This is a genomic window from Undibacterium sp. Ji83W (assembly GCF_049340385.1).
GTDB lineage: Bacteria > Pseudomonadota > Gammaproteobacteria > Burkholderiales > Burkholderiaceae_D > Undibacterium.
Genome location: NZ_JBMPOZ010000002.1, coordinates 225,947 through 245,749, shown reverse-complemented (window position 1 = coordinate 245,749; position 19,803 = coordinate 225,947). Strand labels below are relative to the sequence as shown.

22 protein-coding genes are annotated in these 19,803 nt (G+C 48.0%); 17 read left to right on the top strand and 5 right to left on the bottom strand.

Annotated elements, in window-relative coordinates; all coding sequences use genetic code 11:
• The first annotated feature begins 176 nt into the window (after window positions 1-176).
• Complete coding sequence (locus ACO0LD_RS05330; RefSeq protein WP_423004481.1) at window positions 177-473, top strand: triple tyrosine motif-containing protein; 297 nt, start codon at window positions 177-179, stop codon at window positions 471-473.
• Between the two features lie 684 nt (window positions 474-1,157).
• Window positions 1,158-1,565: a hypothetical protein gene (locus ACO0LD_RS05325; RefSeq protein WP_423004479.1), complete on the top strand. Its 408-nt coding sequence runs from the start codon at window positions 1,158-1,160 to the stop codon at window positions 1,563-1,565.
• A gap of 272 nt (window positions 1,566-1,837) precedes the next feature.
• Here ACO0LD_RS05325 and ACO0LD_RS05320 read toward each other — a convergent pair whose 3' ends face one another.
• The gene (locus ACO0LD_RS05320) at window positions 1,838-2,224 is read right to left on the bottom strand and encodes a Cro/Cl family transcriptional regulator (protein WP_423004477.1); all 387 of its coding nucleotides are present in this window, start codon (window positions 2,222-2,224) and stop codon (window positions 1,838-1,840) included.
• Between the two features lie 121 nt (window positions 2,225-2,345).
• Between ACO0LD_RS05320 and ACO0LD_RS05315 the strand changes: the two genes are divergently transcribed.
• From ACO0LD_RS05315 to ACO0LD_RS05265, 11 genes are all read left to right on the top strand, one after another.
• Complete coding sequence (locus ACO0LD_RS05315) at window positions 2,346-2,513, top strand: hypothetical protein (protein WP_423004475.1); 168 nt, start codon at window positions 2,346-2,348, stop codon at window positions 2,511-2,513.
• Between the two features lie 93 nt (window positions 2,514-2,606).
• Complete coding sequence (locus ACO0LD_RS05310) at window positions 2,607-2,837, top strand: hypothetical protein (RefSeq protein WP_423004473.1); 231 nt, start codon at window positions 2,607-2,609, stop codon at window positions 2,835-2,837.
• Between the two features lie 4 nt (window positions 2,838-2,841).
• The gene (locus ACO0LD_RS05305; protein WP_423004471.1) at window positions 2,842-4,110 is read left to right on the top strand and encodes a replication initiation factor domain-containing protein; all 1,269 of its coding nucleotides are present in this window, start codon (window positions 2,842-2,844) and stop codon (window positions 4,108-4,110) included.
• Complete coding sequence (locus tag ACO0LD_RS05300; RefSeq protein WP_423004469.1) at window positions 4,107-4,403, top strand: hypothetical protein; 297 nt, start codon at window positions 4,107-4,109, stop codon at window positions 4,401-4,403. The genes ACO0LD_RS05305 and ACO0LD_RS05300 overlap by 4 nt, the downstream gene beginning before the upstream one ends.
• 492 nt (window positions 4,404-4,895) lie before the next feature.
• On the top strand, window positions 4,896-5,093 hold the full coding sequence (locus ACO0LD_RS05295) for a hypothetical protein (protein WP_423004467.1): 198 nt from the start codon (window positions 4,896-4,898) through the stop codon (window positions 5,091-5,093).
• Between the two features lie 50 nt (window positions 5,094-5,143).
• Entirely contained in the window at window positions 5,144-5,374 is a 231-nt protein-coding gene (locus ACO0LD_RS05290) for a hypothetical protein (RefSeq protein ID WP_423004465.1), read from the top strand.
• Between the two features lie 77 nt (window positions 5,375-5,451).
• Window positions 5,452-5,733 carry a hypothetical protein gene (locus ACO0LD_RS05285; RefSeq protein ID WP_423004463.1) on the top strand — a complete coding sequence of 94 codons (282 nt, stop codon included), beginning with the start codon at window positions 5,452-5,454 and terminating at the stop codon, window positions 5,731-5,733.
• 79 nt (window positions 5,734-5,812) lie between these two features.
• Entirely contained in the window at window positions 5,813-7,165 is a 1,353-nt protein-coding gene (locus tag ACO0LD_RS05280; RefSeq protein WP_423004461.1) for a hypothetical protein, read from the top strand.
• A gap of 10 nt (window positions 7,166-7,175) precedes the next feature.
• The gene (locus tag ACO0LD_RS05275) at window positions 7,176-7,472 is read left to right on the top strand and encodes a DUF2523 family protein (protein WP_423004459.1); all 297 of its coding nucleotides are present in this window, start codon (window positions 7,176-7,178) and stop codon (window positions 7,470-7,472) included.
• A 3-nt stretch (window positions 7,473-7,475) separates the two neighbouring features.
• Entirely contained in the window at window positions 7,476-8,564 is a 1,089-nt protein-coding gene (locus ACO0LD_RS05270; protein WP_423004457.1) for a zonular occludens toxin domain-containing protein, read from the top strand.
• A complete protein-coding gene (locus tag ACO0LD_RS05265) occupies window positions 8,561-9,802 on the top strand; it encodes a type II secretion system protein GspD (protein WP_423004455.1) in 1,242 nt (413 codons plus the stop codon). Before ACO0LD_RS05270 ends, ACO0LD_RS05265 begins: the two co-directional genes overlap by 4 nt.
• Window positions 9,803-9,883: 81 nt before the next feature.
• On the opposite strand, the gene ACO0LD_RS05260 is transcribed toward ACO0LD_RS05265, so the two are convergent.
• Window positions 9,884-10,234 (bottom strand): hypothetical protein, encoded by a 351-nt coding sequence (locus ACO0LD_RS05260; RefSeq protein ID WP_423004453.1) that lies wholly within the window; start codon window positions 10,232-10,234, stop codon window positions 9,884-9,886.
• A 172-nt stretch (window positions 10,235-10,406) separates the two neighbouring features.
• Between ACO0LD_RS05260 and ACO0LD_RS05255 the strand changes: the two genes are divergently transcribed.
• From ACO0LD_RS05255 to ACO0LD_RS05245, 3 genes are all read left to right on the top strand, one after another.
• Window positions 10,407-10,589, top strand: a complete 183-nt coding sequence (locus ACO0LD_RS05255; RefSeq protein ID WP_423004451.1) for an antitoxin — start codon at window positions 10,407-10,409, stop codon at window positions 10,587-10,589.
• Window positions 10,579-10,851 (top strand): type II toxin-antitoxin system RelE/ParE family toxin, encoded by a 273-nt coding sequence (locus ACO0LD_RS05250; RefSeq protein WP_423004449.1) that lies wholly within the window; start codon window positions 10,579-10,581, stop codon window positions 10,849-10,851. The genes ACO0LD_RS05255 and ACO0LD_RS05250 overlap by 11 nt, the downstream gene beginning before the upstream one ends.
• A gap of 81 nt (window positions 10,852-10,932) precedes the next feature.
• Window positions 10,933-11,379: a hypothetical protein gene (locus ACO0LD_RS05245; RefSeq protein WP_423004447.1), complete on the top strand. Its 447-nt coding sequence runs from the start codon at window positions 10,933-10,935 to the stop codon at window positions 11,377-11,379.
• Between the two features lie 650 nt (window positions 11,380-12,029).
• Here ACO0LD_RS05245 and ACO0LD_RS05240 read toward each other — a convergent pair.
• The 3 genes from ACO0LD_RS05240 to ACO0LD_RS05230 form a co-directional block, all read right to left on the bottom strand.
• Window positions 12,030-12,620 carry a hypothetical protein gene (locus tag ACO0LD_RS05240; protein WP_423004445.1) on the bottom strand — a complete coding sequence of 197 codons (591 nt, stop codon included), beginning with the start codon at window positions 12,618-12,620 and terminating at the stop codon, window positions 12,030-12,032.
• Between the two features lie 37 nt (window positions 12,621-12,657).
• On the bottom strand, window positions 12,658-13,965 hold the full coding sequence (locus ACO0LD_RS05235) for a peptidylprolyl isomerase (RefSeq protein WP_423004443.1): 1,308 nt from the start codon (window positions 13,963-13,965) through the stop codon (window positions 12,658-12,660).
• An 89-nt stretch (window positions 13,966-14,054) separates the two neighbouring features.
• Window positions 14,055-15,077: a phospholipase gene (locus ACO0LD_RS05230; protein ID WP_423004441.1), complete on the bottom strand. Its 1,023-nt coding sequence runs from the start codon at window positions 15,075-15,077 to the stop codon at window positions 14,055-14,057.
• A 410-nt stretch (window positions 15,078-15,487) separates the two neighbouring features.
• On the opposite strand from ACO0LD_RS05230, the gene ACO0LD_RS05225 reads away from it, so the two are divergent.
• Window positions 15,488-19,537, top strand: coding sequence for a Pls/PosA family non-ribosomal peptide synthetase (locus tag ACO0LD_RS05225; protein WP_423004439.1), 4,050 nt, complete (start codon window positions 15,488-15,490; stop codon window positions 19,535-19,537).
• Window positions 19,538-19,803 lie beyond the last annotated feature (266 nt).

Genomic DNA, 19,803 nt, shown 5'->3' with positions numbered 1-19,803 from the left:
AGAAGTTAGTAATGCAATGATTAGCCAGCTTCAAATACTGCTGGTGAATAAGTGTACAATTTTATAACTTTCTGCCTTATAGTAGATGAAAATATGCTTATTGCAAGGAAAAAAATAAAATTCCACACATCACTGCATGGAACTACGAGGCGCCGTTGGTCGTTACGGCCGTATCTGTGAACGACAAACCGGTGCTCGCCCAGCCTTTCAATGAAAACGTCACTGACCTCAAGCATCGCGCTGTGATTGGGATGACCCCTGACGGCCAGGAGCGCGGTTTCGCAGTGGAGTTTTCCGCTCTCGATTTTTCGGCACCTGAGCGCAACCGCTACACCTACCGTCTACTCGGTTTTGACAAGGAATGGATTAGCACAGACTCGTCGCTACGCCGCGTCAGTTACACTAACCTCTCTCCTGGCGAATACACGCCGCAATTGCGCGGCTCTAATCGTGATGGCGCGTGGTCGCCCTGATGGGCTGTCTGTTCCAGATACGGACATCTTACCTGCGGCGACGCGAACACGAGCTGCAAGAAATGGTAAACCAGCGCACTGCCGAATTGCAGGCCAGCCGGCACCAGCTTGAAGTGATGGCTTATTCGGACCCGTTGACCGGAATACTTAACCGGAGGTGTTTCACGGACAAGCTGCGGCATATGGCTAACGGTTGGAGGCTGCACGGCCATTCGGAATTTTAGAGATTTCTGCTTGAGACGGCTGAGTCTCCCTAGGGACTAAATGTCTTCATTCTTTATTATCTTACTCCGAGCCTTCAAAAAACATGTCCTGCAGTCATGCCTTCACGCCGATTACAGCAGCGAGCTCGCCAGTCGCGCGATACTGTCACAACGCTGGAGCAGGACTCTATGTCTGTTCCCTCGATATAGAGCGACTCAGCGCGGGCTATGTCAATAGCCAAAAGGGAAGGGCGTTGATTCATGGCCTGGTACCCTTCGATCGAATACTTTATTGGAAGCGAGTTCCGCTTCATCGTTTTACGTCGCCGTGTCCGGTACTCGAAGAGGCATGTCTGAGCCAAGACAAACAAACCGGTTCACACTCCGGTCTGTCATTTCTGCACTCAAAAGGCAATGAAAATATTGTTTGGTGTAAACGTCTCATCATCTATACAATTTTCGATTTTCAATTGGTGCCTAAATGCGTGGTTTATTCCCTGGACTAATGTTTGCATTGACAATGTTAATGAATAGAGCGAATGCAGGAGAAACAAAATGGCTTGCGCTAAATCGCGAGGAAGGTTGTGTTCCGCTTACGGAAATGTATGAGCAGTTTCCTCAATTAAGCGGCAAAGTGACACCAACTGAGATATTAAACGTACTTAGGAAGTCGTATCCGCATGCAAGCAAAAAAACATTTCTTGATGTTATAACTGCGGAATATAGATCTAGTAATACTAAGCCAACTACCGAAGATAGATTCATGCATAAATTGATTACACGTGACAACGCATATGTAATTTTTTTCAAAGAAGATAGTCCGGAAATCATTCTCTTTTCAGAGCAACTTTGCTCTGCGCTTATGAAAAGACACTCAACAAATCGCTAAAGCGGCACGCCGCAAAGTGTTGTGGTCAAACCTGCTCTGCCAAACAGTGCAGGCCGCATCAGTTGCACCAGTGAACCCGCCTTTAAAGTTTGAATTCCTCATGGTCAATGTTGACCAGGTCATCCAACTGGTTTATTCCGAGGCACTGAAACAGCCCTATGTTATCAACTCTGATGTGTTGACAGATCAGCTTTCGGTCTGGTTCTCAGTTTGCTGGGTAGCCGAGTGTCTATCGTTTGCGCACTTTCTGAGCCAGCATCCCAAGCAGTAATTTAACATAATATAAAGTTCTCGCCATCAACAACATGGCTGTAAGCCAATACTGGCGCGGCTTCCGCTTTTTCGAGTGTCAATAATAAATTGACACTGAAGCACAAGAGGAGGGCACTAGCGGTTGCTGCCATCCTCGACATAAAAACTTCCCATAACGATTTTTGACCTGTCTTTTCAGCACGGTCAATGCATGCTGCTCCCACAATTTCCATGGGATTTATGCCTAGTCCTAATGCGATTCCTAAGCATGTTTCGTCATCCATTATTCGATTTCCAGATTTGTACTGGCTCACCGCTGATTTGCTGATTTTCAAATATGCAGCGACTTCAGTGTCATTCATACGCTTTTCGTATTGCAATTTTTCTAAGAATTTTACGCTTCTCATAATTTTCCTCTTGACATGATTTACATGTGTGAACTAATGTTCACCTTTGTAAACTTTACACATGTGAACTTTAGTTTTCGATTGTGAACGTTTGCATCTGTGAACTTTCCGAGACTCTACCATGAAACAGGCAAATGACAAGTTTACCCGTGACGCATTTGATACACCTCGCCCCGGTCGCCCGCCTGACCCGAATGCCAAAACACCCGCGCAAAGGGCAAGAGAGTACCGCGCAAGGCAGAAGCAGAAGAAGTTTGACTTTTTAAGAGGTGCAGAAAATGACGTTTGATGATGTGTGTTACCTGCTGTCCTCGTGGGCAATTCTTGGTTTCTGCATGTGGATTGGTTGGGTCGTAACAGCGCTTTTTCATAGGGCTAATCCATGAGACTCACTGACGACAAGCTGGCATCTGTGATTGCACAGTTGCAAGCGGATTATGACCTGATGATTTCGCAAGGTGCCGCAATGGATGATGCACATGGCGAACAGTTTTTGCACCTGACGGATCAACTGCACATCCTGTGGCAAGCACTCGACTCCCTGCAAGCATTGCGCAGAACTCGCCAGACCATCGAAACAGATGCGAATTTCCGTGACGCGTCACATAAATAAAACTATGACAACAAACACTCAAAAAAACACCCGTGCTTCTGCTGCGCCTGCGCGTACCGAAGGGCGCACAGCCGCAGCAGAACACGGGGGTTTCACCACAGGCGCACAGCCGGGTAACGCCCCCATTAATAACATGGGGGAAAACGTAGCCGAGACGGTCGAAGAACTGGTTTTAAAAGGGAGTCGTGTCCTGACCACGCTCGCAAAACGTCAGGCGCATAACCGTCTGTGCATCATCGATTGGGTTAATTTCACCGTGCACGAAATGTCGTTTAACCGCACAGCTAAACACGTCCTAATCGATAACGATGCATACGTGATTGAAGCCTCACGCCAGCTTGAAAAAATCCTTGGGTATGGGGTCACGTCGAAACGTGATCAAGGTATGAATTTCTATGCTGAGAGTTGGGTACTCGGCGATAACTTCGGCTTCGTCTGCTTCGGTGGCCAGAGCCAGACAATGCTGATTACCCTCAACGGTACAGGCTGCTCTGAAGCCCTTCCCGGATGGGAAAAGCGGTTGCATAAATTCCTATCGAGTAAAGATGTCGTACGCGGCCAGATCAGCCGGATAGACCTTGCCCATGATGACATGGAAGGCGCGTATCTGAGCGTGGATTGGGCGGTCGAAAAATGGAAAGAACGCGGCTTCAACAGTGCCAAGGGCGGACGTAGATGCAATATAGAAACCGTTGGCAATTGGCATGAACCAACAGGGCAGGGGAGAACAGCTACTTTCGGTATACGTGCCAGTGGCAAATTCTGCCGCTTCTATGAAAAAGGCAAGCAACTCGGTGTAGTTGAGTCGCTCTGGTGCAGGGCAGAAGTTGAGTTCAAAGCCAGCGACAGAATCATCCCCCTGGACATCCTTCTTGAACCAGAAAATTATTTTGCTGGTGCATATCCATGCTTCGCTGAATTCGCCACGGTAGATACACCGAAACGGCTAGAGCTTAAACAAAAAACTGCTGAGATATCAGTCGATGCAGCTTGCCGAGTGACTAAGCATCAGTTCGGCAAATATAACCGCTTCCTGCGTCAACTGTTTGGCGACAAGGAATGGCTGGATAAGGTCAGCTCTGACGATCATAAAGCATACCCAAAACGATTGGCAGCAGTCACAGCCACGATACATACATGTGGTGAATTTATCCACAACACACATGTTCAGCCTAATGCTGAAGACTTCACTTTCAAAGCTCCTGACGTTCGCGCTACGTCTAGGAAAAAGCATATCAAAGCGCCTAACTACTATGAAGGATTATTGTCATGACTAAAGTCACTGTTACAGGTATGAAAGCAAGCAAAGGCACTCTCGAATCAGGCCAAGCATATGACTCTACAAAGGTCTACGTGCAAACACGGCTGGATGATTCCAAGGGTAACGCCAAGGGCTTCGCCACCGTTGAATATAACTTTGGGGAGGCTTCTGAATACGACAAATTCAAGCATTTGACTTTCCCCTTCATCGCAGAGATGGAAACGGAAATGATCACCAGTGGTCGCGCCATGAAAACAATCGTTACTGGCTTGACTCCCATTTCTATAGATAAAAAAGGTGCGTAATGGCTCCCGGTCGGGTCGGTTACGTGGTTCAGGAACTTGACTCTTACACCTTCCTTTTTGCATTGAATGGTGATGTGGGTTTCACGCCCTGCTTACATGAGGCAGACGCGTTTAACTCAGTCGAAGAAGCTAACGATACAGCCCATTTGGTGGTCGGTGGCAATTACAGAATTACCGCTGTGTGGTTGATGCAATGACTGTCTGGATTACAGCCTGTGAACAGGCAGAACCACCGTATCACGTCACAGGTGGAACCAATGCTGTGTACTACGGTTGCCAGTCTAAAAACATGCGGTCAATAGAGATAGAGGAACACATGCCAGTACTAGACCCTGCAATTGTTGCCGCTTGCTTTGGGGCGGGATTTGTACCAGTAGTTTCGTTTTTTCTGGCTGCGCGTGCTGTTGGTGAAGTTTTGAATTTTATGAAGCGTCGATAGAAGTATTTAGCGCTGTATTCGAATCGTCAAATGTTACGAAATGAGAGACGCAAATGCCTAGACCAAGGAAATATGAAAGCGATGCAGAGAAACAAAAAGCGTATCGCGAACGTAACGAACTGGCGACATTGTGCGTACAGCTTCCTGTTTCACTTGTCGCTGAATTTGAAGAGTGGCTCAAGTTCAAAGACAAGAGCAAATCTGAAGTAGTAGAAAAACTGTTGCGTAGTCAGTTGCTGCGCAAGCGTTAATTGCAGTACCGGGTCAGCGGGTTCTGACATTTTTTAAATGAGGTTCAAAAATGAAATATCTGTCTATCGTAAAAAAAATCAGTGTTGGTGCGGCTCTGTTGATGGTTGGTGCTGCTGCCATGGCTGCTGATCCTGCTCCAGTTGATTTGTCGCCACTGACGAATCAGTTCACAGCAACAGTGATCACTACAGCCGTGTTAGCCGTGGCTGGTGTGTTGGCAACTATCTACGTTGTTATTCGTGGTGCCAAGATCGCTTTGAGCATGATTCGCGGCGGCTAATCAAATAGACGCGTAAGCGAAGAGGGTGGGCGGACGCGCTACACCCTTTTTTTTCGACAAAATTAAAGGAGGTTTTTATGCAAGTAGACCTGATGAGCATAGTCAATAATTTCAATGGTACGTACATCATTATTGCAGTGCTGGCGGTAACAGGCGTATTGCTGACGATTTTCATAGTGATGCTGTCTGCAACGATCGTCATTGACATCATTCGAGGTGATTACCAAAAAGGGAGAACCCGTTTTTTTGGTGGTTACAACATGCCTGAGCCGTCACAGGATGAGATTTTTTCAAAGCGTTATCAACGTGAAAAACATCACAGCGACTATAAGCAGTGGAAAAAATCTAAGGGGTACTAATCGTGGTCACACAGCTTTGGTATCTGTTCGTGTTTGCCTTCGGCATCGTGTGCGCGTGGGCATTAATCAAGGGCATATCATGAAGAAATTATTTATATCATTTTTCTGCGCATGGTTTTTAGCGCTTAACTGTCAGTGTGCATACGCTACTACTGTGCCAGTGAACAATTTTGCTAATGCTATGACAGGTTCCTTGACAGGTAACATGCTCGGTCGTGGTTTTGCTGCGACTGACCCTAGAGTATATGCAACTGTCAGGGCTGTCAGTTTGACGTTGGCTCGCTGGGGTCTTCAGGGCGCTTATGTTGGGTTTGTATCTGCTGCATTCGTGTTGGGTGTTGGTGCTGCCATTGGCGCTGGTATAGGTGTGGTGCATCTGGGTAAAAATGCTGGTGAAGCTGCCGCCACTTGGCTGTGGAATTACAACAATCCTAAAATGGTCACTGTTTCTACCCCGGCCAGCGTTGTTGATACGCCGCCTATGGTGCAGGGTGGCGGTCAATACACAGCATCCGCTAACGGTAAGGTCTTGGTTGCTTCTACAGACCCTCAGGCTACCGCGCAACAGTTCGTCAGTTTGATGGGGCCAGGTTATCGAATGCGTGAACCTTGTTCAGGTGGTCCGACTACGTACCAGTGCACTGGTTATCAATGGGATTCCGTTAATAATCGCTGGGGTACACAGTCCTCATTCTCTGTTAATGGCGCGGTAACTGGCGCTCCTACCTCATGCGGCGCTCAACGCTATGTCGATAAAGATGGAAAGTGTGTTGCATTGACACCTGTTCAAACAGGCTCGAACGGCTTACCTATCACCGTTGCTGACGCCGTAACAGGTATTCCAGGCTTGGATATGACTCAGCCTTTAAACCCTGCGATTACAGCGGGATTAGCAAACAAAGCGTGGATTGATGCAGCGAGCAGGCCGGGCTATGACGGGATACCTTACGATTACACTAGGCCAATCACTGTTACAGACGTCAATAAATGGACTGACGAGAACACTAACTTTGCTCCTACTATCGACAGTTTTACCCGCACATTGACTGGGACAAATCCTTTTGAATTGCCTCTGACTACTACTGCCGTTGGGACTGTTGACAATACACAGGTCAACACAGGTACAAACTCTGCTGCAAGTCAGGCTCAAATAAACCTTGGTGCTGACCCTGGCATTGGTACGCCAAATTTGGAAGATACACCAACGGCTGAGATGATTTTGAGACCTATTCTTAACCTTATGCCCGACCTAAAGAATTACACGGCACCTGCGATTAGTGGTGAATGTCCTAAGCCTCAATTTCAACTATTTGAGAACACCTACACCATTGATAAACAGTGCGATATTTTGGAACAGAATAAGGGAGTAATACGCATATCAATGCTGTTGGCTTTTACACTTGCAAGCTTGTTTATAGTGCTGCGCGCTTAAGGGGATTGCTATGATGTTCGGAATTTTGGTGTCAGCCTTCAATGCAGTGCTGGCATTTCTTCTTAGATCGGTATTGGTGAAATTTGCGGCATTTTTTGCTCTGTATTTCATAGTGACTGGATTCCTGCAGGTGATGCAAGCTGCTGGCCTGTTTCCCTCTGCATCCTCGTTGAATGGTGTTCTATCGGGTATCCCTCCCGGCGTCGCTTATTTCATGGATTTGTTCTCAGTATCGCAGGGGATATCGATGATCGTCTCTGCTTACTTCACCAGATTCATCATTCGTCGTATTCCTTTGATTGGATAAGACATGCCTATCAATGCATACACAGGTTTAATGGGTTCTGGCAAGTCGTATGAATCCGTCGTCTCCGTCATCATTCCTGCCATTGCTGCTGGCCGTACAGTTGTGACCAATGTTGATGGCATCGATGGAGATGCTATCCGCGCTTACTGTGTAGAGACCATGGGACGCGATTTGCAGGCACTAGGTAACGTTGTTCACTGCAAGAATGAAGATGTACACAAGCCAGACTTCCTGCCGCATGGCACGCCTGTAGATACCTTCTGTAAGGCTGGTGATATGGTGGTCATCGATGAGGCGTGGCGATTCTGGGGGACTGACTGTAAGCTCCTGTCAGAGCATAAGATTTTTTTCCGTGAACATAGGCACTACGTCAATGAGGAAACAAAGGTCAGTTGTGATCTGGTCTTGATGGTGCAGGATATTAATGATTTACATCGAATTCTGAAAGTCGTTGTAGAAGTCAGTTTCCGTACTACTAAAATCAAGAGCTTGGGACTGAATAAAGTCTACCGGGTTGAAATGTGGGAAGGCTATAAGCAGTCTCAACGGGCTAAGATTGCTACGAGTAACAAGACTTACGACAAGGATATTTTTCCGTTGTATAGCAGTTACTCTGGCGGTCAGGGCAAAGAGGTGCAAGTAGATTCACGTCAGAACATACTCAACAATAAAACACTGTGGTTCTTGGCTGTGCTGTTGATCGTACTCGTTTCGGGTTCAAGCTATCTAATCAGCCAGTTTTTTAAACCTGAAACACATATTAAAGCAGGCAACGCAAAAGCGGCACAGGGCACGCAAGGCACACAGACTGCAAATGCATCAGGCCAAGTCAATTCGAACGCTCCTGCGGGCAATACGGTGGCTTCTGCTGCATTTTCGGATAAATGGCGCTATGCAGGCCAGTACACCAACAGGGAAGGGCAGCTACGCGCCATTGTGGTGGATGGGCAAGGGCGTATCAGGGTTGAATCCCCCTCAGTTTTCACAGACAAGGATTACACAGCTCTGGGCTACGTCGATAATCAACGGGTCACAGTGTGGACAGGTCAGGAAACCAGACAGGCTCAGTCAGTCACCGAAAGCAAAAAATGAAACGCATATTGATCGCCATGGTTTTGGCTTGTGGTTTCGCGCAAGCCTCTCCAGTTAGACAACCTAACCCCCCTTTAAAATTTGACTTCCAGATGTTGCAAGTGGGGCAGGTTATACAGTTGATCTATGCTGAGGCATTAAAACAGCCTTATGTGATTGACCCAGAAGTCTTGGCAGATGCCCGGGCAGTTTCATTCCGATACGATGCGCAAAACGGTGACATGCGCCCTTTCATTGTTGGCTTTTTGGATTCGCTTGGCCTGAAGGTCGTCACCACCAATGGTATTGATTATGTTAGCAGGAAAAAGGACATCGAGAAAACCGAGCAACCCGAACTGGAGACATTTGTTTATCGGCCAAAGCATCGAGACGTAGGCTATATAAGCAGGGTGCTTGCACCTGTGTTCAAAGGGGCATTTGCAAATAACCGTGCTATTGCTGCGCCTGAAGGTGCAAAGGTCACTCACGACGTACCGCAAAATTCAGCCTCGGCCATGATAGATCAGAGTGCAGATGTATTGCTGTTCACAGGCACGGCCAAGGAAGTAGCCACGTTGCAAAAGTTGCTGCCACAGATTGATGACGCAAAAGGGCAAGTAATGATCAGGGGCGTTGTGTATGAAGTGGAGACTGGAGATAAGGAAGGCTCCGCCTTTACTCTCGCTATGGGCATATTGGGTGGTCGCTTCAATTTCCTGAATGCAGGCGCTACCCTGGACACAGCATTTAAGATCAAGACAGGAAGCATTGATGCTGTGTTCTCTGCGCTGTCATCTGACAACCGGTTCAATGTCGTTAGCAAACCAAGTATCAGAGTTCTGTCAGGTGACACAGGCACCTTTCACAGCGGAAAAGAAGTGCCGGTTCTCGGCGCTGTGTCTTATCCATCTGGCGCAGGTCAGGCAGTCCAACAGGTTGATTACAGAAACAGCGGTGTTTCTTTTGAGGTCAAACCTAAGGTCATGGATGGCGCTATCGATGTCAAGGTAAAGCAGCAGATCAGCGATTTCGTTCAGACCACAACTGGCGTGAACAACAGCCCGACGCTCAACAAACGGGAGGTTGAAACAAGCTTGTCTATGCAGGATGGTGATGTCGTCTTGCTTGGTGGCCTGACACAGGAAAAACAAACAGGCACACACTCTGGTCTGTCGTTCCTACCTTCCTTTTTGCACTCACGCTCAGGTGAGAACACCAAGACCGAAATACTGCTTGTTCTCCAGTTGCAAAAATTCTAGAGCAGTAATTAGGTTCCTCTTTTTTTACGTTAGCTGTGTATTTTGAAATTTGAATAAATACACGGCTAATTTTTGCAGCGATTAACGTTTCAATGCTGTAGAAAGTACTCCTTCAATGTCCTTGCTGTAATGGTACAAAAGAGTCGAAGTCAAATGACCATGATAATAGGCATAAGTAAAATCAGGGTTTTCATCTTCTGAAGCGCCAGCAATAATACCAATACCTTTTGGTTGCGTATGTTTGAATTGAAAGGTGAGGTCATATGCATTAACGGTAGGATAAAAGCCTGCAAATTCCATGTGCTGATGATCCTTGGGACTAAAGCTGCCGTTACTATTTTTAATCCACGTATCTACACGCTGACTCGTAACGTCTTTGTCAAATGCCGACAATATCCGCTTTGGATAATTTGTTCTAATTATTACACTCATGGTAAATCCTAAGGTTGAGTTGTGATAGATACCGATAATGTCTTAATTTACCCTCAAGGCTAATTTCATGCAATCGGCGCCGCTCAAGATCTGGATTTGGTATGTACATACATAGATGTATGTAATACTTCATAATGATGTATTCTCGTCTCAAATATGGTAAAGTCTGCGCATGAATACCGTCCTATCTCCCATAGAATCTGAATTTGCAACTGCTGAAGAAGCGGCGTCTTATGATGCTTGGTTTCGTGCCAAGGTGCAAAAATCGATTGATGACCCTCGTCCCGGCATTCCGCATGATCAGGTAATGGCTGACATGCGCAAATTGCTAGAGTCAAAGCGCAATGCTGGTTGAATGGCGTCCTGAAGCTCAAGAATCCTTATTTGAGATTTTGAGCTATATAGCGGATAAGAATTTATACGCCTCCTTGCAGCTTGCTGACGAAATTGAGCACGCAACGTCTTGCTTGCCTGAGCATCCCTATCTGTACCGCCGTGGCCGAGTGGCAGGCACAAGGGAGATAGTGGTGCATCCCAATTACCTGATTGTGTACCGCGTATCACTGGAAACTATCCAGATATTGAGCGTGTTGCATACCCGTCAGGAATATCCCTAAGTCGTTTGAATCGTAAGTATTTGGTTCTTTATTGTTATTGTGATAGTGTTAAAGAGATAATTATCTTGATACTTGATCAATATGAAGAACTCTGATTATTTTCCGCTTGCTCCAAAAGTTCAGCCAGCTAAAGCCATTCTCGTAGGGACTGTTTTATCTGTCATATTTGGTTTTTTCCTGCAACTGCTCTTAGCAGTTCTGTTTGCATATTCTGAAGGATTGGATTTTTCCTCGAAGAACATAGAAATACATGTCGCAACTGATCATCTTTACTTGATTCTCTCTGTGATTGTTCATTGTGCTTGGTGTGCTATTTCTGGGTTCGCGGCTACTTCATATACGCCAGGAAGGGAGATTGAATTCGGTCGGAAGCTTGCTTATATCACATGGATATATATCGCTTTGATGATGGCGCGCACGATTATTCATCACACCTTTGACTTCTATCCGATTTGGTACTTTCCGGTGCTATTTTCAATGGCTTTGTCTTTTTTTCCTGCGGGAGCGATTCACAGGTACATGCCATAAAAAGTTGCAGGGTATGGGGTCGCTTTAGACCCCATGAATGTTGTGGTGGCTGGTCGATCACAATTAGCCGAATCCGCAGTTTGATGTATGCCAACTGATGGCCGACTGTGCGCCATGCAAGCCAAACTCGACGGTTGATATCTTGTATCATGTGCAATTTACATGTATCAAATACAACCGAATGCAGTTAGAGCTTTTCCCATTTGAACCTTTGTCCGTAGCTCAAAAACAACACATTTTAGGAATTATTAAAAGTCATTACTGGGTCATCAGAAACACACGTACATGGCGTTTTGGCGATGCTTCGAGACGTAAAGCTTATCGAAGAATTGAGGCCGAAAAAAAACGCCTGCGATTAGCAGGCGTCTCAAAAAGGGAGATTTTGGATTACTTAGCTTGTTGTCGGCTGAAGTGCAAAAAGGGTAGAAACTGCATTTACTGTGCTGCTGAATATTGACGCAATTTTGCGAGAAATTGCTTTCAGAATCCTATGAGCAATTTTACATAATATAAATTATGCGAAATTATAGATATTGTAGATGGTTATGAAAAATATAAAAACAGCACCCGCAACAAATGGTTTCTATTTTATCGGGCTCTATGCCGACGTCCTGCTTTCGCGGTTGATATCCGAACTGCATGTCAATAAATTATTTCAAGCCTGTTCTCGTCCCACCACCGGTTTGCAATTCTGGATGATCTTTGAGTAGCTGTTCCTGCATGGCAGTGATACGTCGCAATTTTTCTTCACCTTTGGCAATATCTGCCGGTGCGATGCCCATGTCGCGTGCGCGGGCGATTGCTTCGCGCAAGCGCGGGAGCTCTTCATCTGCGGCCTGTACATAGGCGGCATACAGGCGTGTGCTTTGTCGGGCTTCGTATTGCTGGTAGGCTTTGGGGTCAGCCAGTTCGGCTGCACTGGGCAGTTCCTGAGTGGTCTGGTTATGCTCTATGGGTGGCGTTCGAGGATCGCCATCGCGGGTGGCTACCAGGCTTTGGGCGGCAGAAAGCTGTGGTCCTGTTGGCAGCAATGGTACAAATTTTCTTTCTTCGGTCGACTCAGGAAAAGGTGGCGGCCATGAGGCTGTGCGCTCACGTTCAGGTTTTCCAGATGCTATGGCGCCGGATGGATTAGCTATTGCTTGCTGCTGGGTCTTGGCGTCCTCTGGCTGCGGCCAGCATTGCCAGACTATCAACCCTGCCGTTACAGTGATTGCTGCTGCGATGAAAATGCTTTTCATAATTGCCTTTGCTCACTAGTTGTTAACTTTCAACTCATTAGTTCAGCAATGCCGCCTGGTTGATTTCAATTTTTGCGCTCTTGCGCAGTTGCGTCTGTAAAGTCGATAACTGGCGAATGGCTTTTTCCTGCGCTAGCGCCTGACTGGCTTGATAGCGCACGGTTTCTGATGCTGGGTCTTGGTAGTCTTCAATGCGTTTTTCGACCAGCACGATTTCCCAATAGGCTTTTTCATTCGGGGCGACAGCAGCGCGGATAGGTGGGGATGCCTTGCCGGGTTCTTGCATGTAAGCTAATTGCTCAAGCCAGGACAATTGCCCTCTATGGGCTATGATACCGAGATCACCGCCCTGCTGTGCATCAAGCGCGGTGGAGTATTGTTGTGCCAGGTTGACGAAATTGGCACCCTTGCGCGCAAGATCGGCGACTTGCCTGGCCTGCGTTTCATTATCGAGACGGATATGCCGCGCTTTCACAGAAGCGATTCGCTTGAACTCGTCCTTATGAGTACGATAGTAGTCCCGCACTTCTTTTGGCTTTATCTCAGCCGCTAGTTTGTTCAAGAGCTTGCTCTCCGAATCTGTGTCAGCACCTATTCCATGGAGGCTCATGACGGCCTGCACAGTATTTTTTTCTTCCAAAGCCTGCCTCAGATCCTTGAGTGCCGACTGGCCAAAACGCTGGCGTCCCCAGTCAAGCACATACAGGTTAGCCAGATAGAGTTGAGCCTGCTGGCGAATGAAGTCACGGTTACGGTTGAAGAACTCCACCCTTCCCTGCACATTCTGGCGACGAAACACGTCATACAGACTGATGCTGGTGGCAGATGCAAAGTTACAACGAAAGACCTGTACATGGGCAGCGGCAGCTTGCTGCGCCGGGTTCAGTGTGTAATCCAGCATGATTTTGTTTTTCGGGCCGAAAACGTTGTTCAGTTCGTCTTCTTCCAGTTTACCTTGCTCCTGAATCAGCGTATCCAGTCTGGCACCAGGAAGCTTGCTGATGGCCGTTTCCAGATCCTTGCGATAGACGGTTCTCAAATAGCCGCTCAACTGATTATCAAGCACCACGTCGGGTTCAAACGCTACCCGCCGGGATTGCTGCAATTCTTCATCGGCAAACCGGCCACGTACGTCACCCGCAAGCAAGCGATTGCTGACAATGCTGTCAAGAATATCGGCCCGTCCTGTTTTAGGCTTCTCGAGCTGCGCCATACTGGCTAGTACATCCAGTGTCAGTTTATAGACGGGAGCCGTGTTGATGCGCGCCGCGAGTTCGGGTTGAAGTATAAGTTGATTCGCCGTCGCAGCTGGGGCAATGTCCACTGCCATTGCGGCAGTAGACATTCCAAAACACAGTACAGACAGGCACCCCATAGTGCCAATCACGCCCGTTTTTAATTGCAAGCCGATGCCTGGTCTGTACATGATAAACCTCAGCTATTCAGGCGGTTGGCTGCACGGTTCAATACATGAACCATCATGGCGATAGCGTGTGGCACCACCAGACGACCAGTGCGGACCCGATCATTCTGGTCAGTCGATGAGAGCACGATACCGCCATTTTGATAAGAATAGGTACCACCCTGCGTCAGCAATTGACGTATGTCAGTGGCATTGGGTGCCAGTGGCGTAAAGTCTGCCATCGCGGCTGCCACCAGCGCTGGATCGTTCAGCTTCTGACTATCATAATAACTGTTGACCCATTGTTCCCAACCTGAGTGATTGCGTGCCGATGTGGTCCAGGTATGGTGAGGTTGCAGCAAATCCGTGGAGTGCATGACAAAGCCCAGGCTTTGCAAGCTTGGGCTGCTCAGAAACTGCTGGAACCAGTACTGCGCCAGATTGTCGATGGGCTGAAAGGGGATTTTTTCAAAATCTGCATATTGACTGGGCGTAGAATAGCCGCCCAGACGGTAATGCGCTTCAGTCACCCCATAGGTGTTGTACTTGCTACCGTCGCCAAACCAGCCCTTCATACCACCAGGGCCGTCATCAAGATAATCGCCGACCAGCCAGGACGCCGCCAGATTGTCTACATCGCCAGCCACAGTCAGCTTGGCATAGTTATAGCCGCCAAAAGGGTTGCCATGTACATCGGGGCCAGCGGTATGGTTTTGAAAATGCCAGTAAGAAGTGTATTTGACGATGCTTTGTGCGGCACCCCAGATTGGTGCCAACTGGCAGTCACCGGTAACTGCACCGCAGATATAGGTGTCGGCAAAATCGTCGACATCGTAGGCACCCTGGCCCATGGCCGTGGCGAACTGGACCACGGTAATCCCAGCCCTCGCCAGGCCGCTTGCGAGTGCCTTGTAATTGGTCTTGTCAGGGTTGTTTTTCATGAAAGTAACCGCATCGATGGCAATACGGCGATGAGTCTCTTGCAGGAACGCATGTGCAGGGGCAAAGCTACAGAGCAAAGTGGCTGCTGCCACCAGTTTGAGAACAGATTTCATAGAACGTCCTTCAGGTTTGAGTAAAAAAGGAGCGAAGCTTGGAGTGATGAAATGATCGCCGCGACAAGCTCCCATCGGTCTACGCAGGATGAATTGGGAATCTGTCGCAAGCACGCACAAATATTGGAAATTAAATAATGTTAGCGCATTAGCTTTTTAGCATGAAAGAAAACAGGAAGCTTACTGTTTTCTCTAGAATGTGACCTCTAGTGTCGCGTAATCAGCACGTCACTTTTTGACCGTAGATATGCAATTGAAACGAAATAATTCGTTACGCATATTTATCAAGAATGGATTTATCAAAATGGTAAACTGATGTTTTAGTTGTGATTTCTCAACATGAGAAAGAATTTGGCTTTTGTCGCCAAAATTTAGCCTATATTAAGTGACCTTTCTCTTTTAGATTTTTTATGCAATCGTTTAGCAGCACAAAGACAATAACAAACCCAGAAATTTTGTATGGTGAAGAAAGGTTTGATTTTTTACGCGAGGAAGTACTTGCAGATTTACTGGAGGCAAGCGCGACTGCTTTCCCCGATAAGATCGCCCTGATCTCTGGTGAGCAGTCTGTCAGTTACAGGCAATTAAATGCTGATGCAGATCGTGTTGCTTCTGTCTTGATTGCCGCTGGTGTGCGGCCTGGGCATATTATTGGCTTATGGTTGCCGCGCGGCATCCATTTGCTCATCATGCAGGTGGCCATTGCCAAATCAGGGGCTGCCTGGTTGCCGTTTGATGCTGATACCCCGATAGACCGGATAGCCGTTTGCCTCAATGATGCAAATGCCTTTGGCATCTTGAGTTGTCAGGCTTTTGAGGTGCAATTGATTGAACTGAGCTGCCTGAAATGGCTGGCAGAAGATACTTTGCTCGATGCCGGGCAAGCTATTTTAAAGCGTGAAACCGTCAAAGGCAGCGACCCGGCTTATGTAATTTACACCTCAGGCTCTACTGGCAAGCCCAAGGGCATATTGGTGAACCAGGCCAGTATCTGTCATTTTTTGCGTAGCGAAAACCATGTGCTGGGTATACGGCATGATGACCGTGTGTACCAGGGATTTTCATTGGCATTTGATATGTCATTTGAAGAAATCTGGATCAGTTATCTGGTTGGCGCAACTTTGTGGCTGGCACCAAAAGAAATTACGGCTGATCCAGATGCCCTGCCGTTGGCCTTGAATGAGAACCGCATCAGTATTTTACACGCTGTCCCCACCCTGCTCGCTTTGTTCAGCCATGAGGTTGACAGCCTCCGCCTGATTAATCTGGGTGGAGAGATGTGTCCTGAAGTGCTGGTCAAGCGCTGGTCGCGTCCTGGTCGGCAAATGTTCAACACTTATGGGCCAACGGAAGCCAGTGTGTCGGCCAGTCTGGCGCAGTTACAACCTGATCAGGCTGTGAACATAGGCAGGCCTTTGCCCAATTACTCCTTGCTTGTCATTGCAACGGATGTTGAAAATGGCCTGCGTCTGCTGCCCTTTGGTGAAACGGGCGAACTTTGCATTTCTGGCCCTGGCGTGGCGATAGGCTATCTTGGGCGACCTGATCTGACTGCTGAAAAATTCCTGACCAATCCCTGGAGCAGGAATTCACATGATGCCAGGTTGTACCGCACTGGTGATCTGGCTTGTTTTAATCCCGATGGCAGTGTGCAATGCCTGGGGCGTGCTGATGATCAGGTGAAAATCCGCGGCTTCAGGATTGAACTGGGAGAAATTGAATCCGTGTTAGCCAAACAAGCTGGCGTGGGCGCAGTTGCTGTTGTCTTGCGCAAAGATGAAGAGATTGATCAGATCGTGGCTTTCATCGTCAATGATCAACTCCCTGCCGATGCTGATGCCAGCGTGTTTGCGCAGCATGCGGTTGTCTTGCGCACCGAGTTAAGCCGGGTTTTGCCCATTTATATGGTGCCTGCCCGCTTTGAATACCTGGCTGAAATGCCCAGGCTGACATCCGGCAAAATTGACCGCAATACGCTTAAAAAGCTGACTCTGGCAAAGCAGGCTGCAAACAATGCATCAGACACGCCAGAAAACGAGACTGAAGCCGTTCTGTTTGAGGCCTTGGCCAGTCTGTTCCCAGGGCAGGCTATACAACGCGGGGCTGACTTTTTCATTGATCTTGGTGGTCATTCCTTGATGGCAGCAAAATTGGTGTCGATTTTGCGCAAACACCCACGTTTTGCCTATTTCAGAATCAGCGACATCTATACACACCGGGTAATCGCCGGGATGCTGCAAGTCCTGGAATCCACAGGGCAAACGCAAGATGCTTCAGCAGCGGCAAACAAGCAACAATGGGCCACTGCACCAGAATGGAAGCGCTGGCTTTGTGGTATTGGGCAAGCGGCAGCCATACCCTGGTTAGTAGCCATGCGCATGGTGCAATGGCTGGCACCATTTTTTGCTTATCACTTTTTTACTGGTGACCCTGAAGACTCCATTGCCAGGGCAGTACTCTTGTCTGTTGGCGTTTTCTTGTTGTTGACGCTGACTGAATTTGCCGTTGCCATTGCAGGTAAATGGCTGATCGCCGGACGCCTGAAACCCGGGCGCTATCCTCTTTGGGGATGGACCTATTACCGCTGGTGGCTGGCAGACAGGCTGGTGGAGGCGGCACCTACTTACATGTTGAGTGGTTCTTCTTTATATACATGGTGGTTGCGTGCCCTGGGCGCAAAGATAGGTTCTGAGGTAGTGATAGGGTCAATGACTTTGCGTGCACCTGATTTGCTGCGCATAGGTGACCGTTGCAGTATAGGTAATGCCAGCAATTTCGAAAATGCCAGAGTGCAGCATGGCGAATTAATTCTCGGAACAATCACGCTGGAAGACGATGCCTATGCTGGCTCGTATGCTGTATTGGAAGGCAATGTGCATATAGAAGCCGGTGGTCATCTTGATGGGCAATCAGCATTGAGTGAAGGTCAGCGCATACCAAAAGCCAGGATCTGGAAAGGCTCCCCGGCCAGGGATGTTGGCGCGTTTGATGCCTCGACTTTTCCGCCAAGACCACAGGCTACACGCTTGCGCCTGATTGGTGAAACTGTGTTTTTTGTGTTTGGCTCACTCCTGATCAGCGCGCTGTTCTTTATGCCGGTATTCCCTAGTTTTGTGACGATAGACTGGTTTGATAATTCCGAGCTCTTCCCAGGCTTGCAAAGCAATTCCGTGGTTTTTCAGTTATTGAAATATTTCTTGCTGGCTTTCCCTGCCACTGCGGTGTTGATTGTATGCACGGCCCTGCTGTCTGCTGGCATACGCTGGAGTATTTTGCCGACCTTAAAACAAGGGCAATATCCGGTTCATGGCAATACTTATTGCGGTAAATGGCTGGTCAATCAAATTCAGGAATCCAGCCTGAATGTTTTGCACGGTGTCTATGCAACGGTATATGCACCCTTCTGGTATCGTTTGCTGGGTGCAAAAGTCGGTCGTGGCGCTGAGATTTCAACCGCCTTGGGTGTGGTACCAGACATGCTGACTTTAGGCGATGAGACTTTTATTGCCGATGCAGTATTGCTGGGTGACGAGCAAATCGATTGTGGTTGGATGAGCATGCATCCTACCGTTATTTCGCGTCGCAGCTTTGTTGGTAATGGTGCGTACATACCAGATGGCACGATCTTGCCTGAAAACGTATTGATAGGCGTTCACTCCAGTGCGCCAAGCAACGAGCAAATGCATGAAGGTGATACCTGGCTGGGTTCGCCCGCCATCCATTTGCCAGCCCGCGAAGAAACCAAGGGTTTTCCTGAGAACCTGACCTTCCATCCTTCTATTATTCGCCGTTTGGGACGTGGTTTGATCGAGGCTTTCCGTATCATTGCGCCGCATGCGATGGTGATCGCTGTTGGCTATACCATTGTTCTGGACTTGATGCCTTTGGCTGGTGATGACCGCTGGAGCGAAGTCGTGTATTACCTGGTTGTTGCTGGTCTGCTGTATGGCGTGGGCAGTTTTGCCTTTGTGCTGGTGCTGAAATGGTTGTTGATTTTCCGCTACAAGAAAAGCAGCGTGCCCATGTGGACGCCTTTTGTCTGGATATCAGAGGGCATCACCAATCTGTATGAAGGTATTGCTGTGCCAAATTTCATGCGTTATCTGCGTGGCACACCGTGGCTGCCTTTGGTATTCAATCTGCTTGGCTGCAAAATCGGACGTGGCGTGTATATGGATACTACCGATATTACCGAATTTGACTGCGTCAGCATCGGTGACTATAGCGAAATCAATGCTCTGGCCTGCCCGCAAACGCATTTGTTTGAAGACAGGGTCATGAAAATTGATCATGTCAGTATTGGTGAGCGTGTGTACATGGGGCCACGCAGCTCGGTTTTGTACAGTGCTGTGGTGGCGGACGGTGCCAGTCTCGGTGCATTGACGTTGGTGATGAAAGGGGAATATATCCCCGCCAATTCCAGTTGGCATGGCTGCCCTGCCGCTATGACTGGCGTTTGATTTGTACATAGGAACTGGCTTGCTCATTCGCAGGATGGCAGGCCAGGTTTGAGCCTATTAATAGAAATATAGAAGCATAGAAGCGACTGACCTGAACATGGCCACCCGGCAATCATGTCGTTGATATAGGACTTACGCAAAACCGCCCCAACGACGTTGCAGCTCCTAGCCGTACTAAAGTACTGTCTTCGTCGCTGACGCCTTGCTGGGACAATTTTGCGTAAGTCCTATGATATAAAAATTACATGCGGGATAACGCACAGATG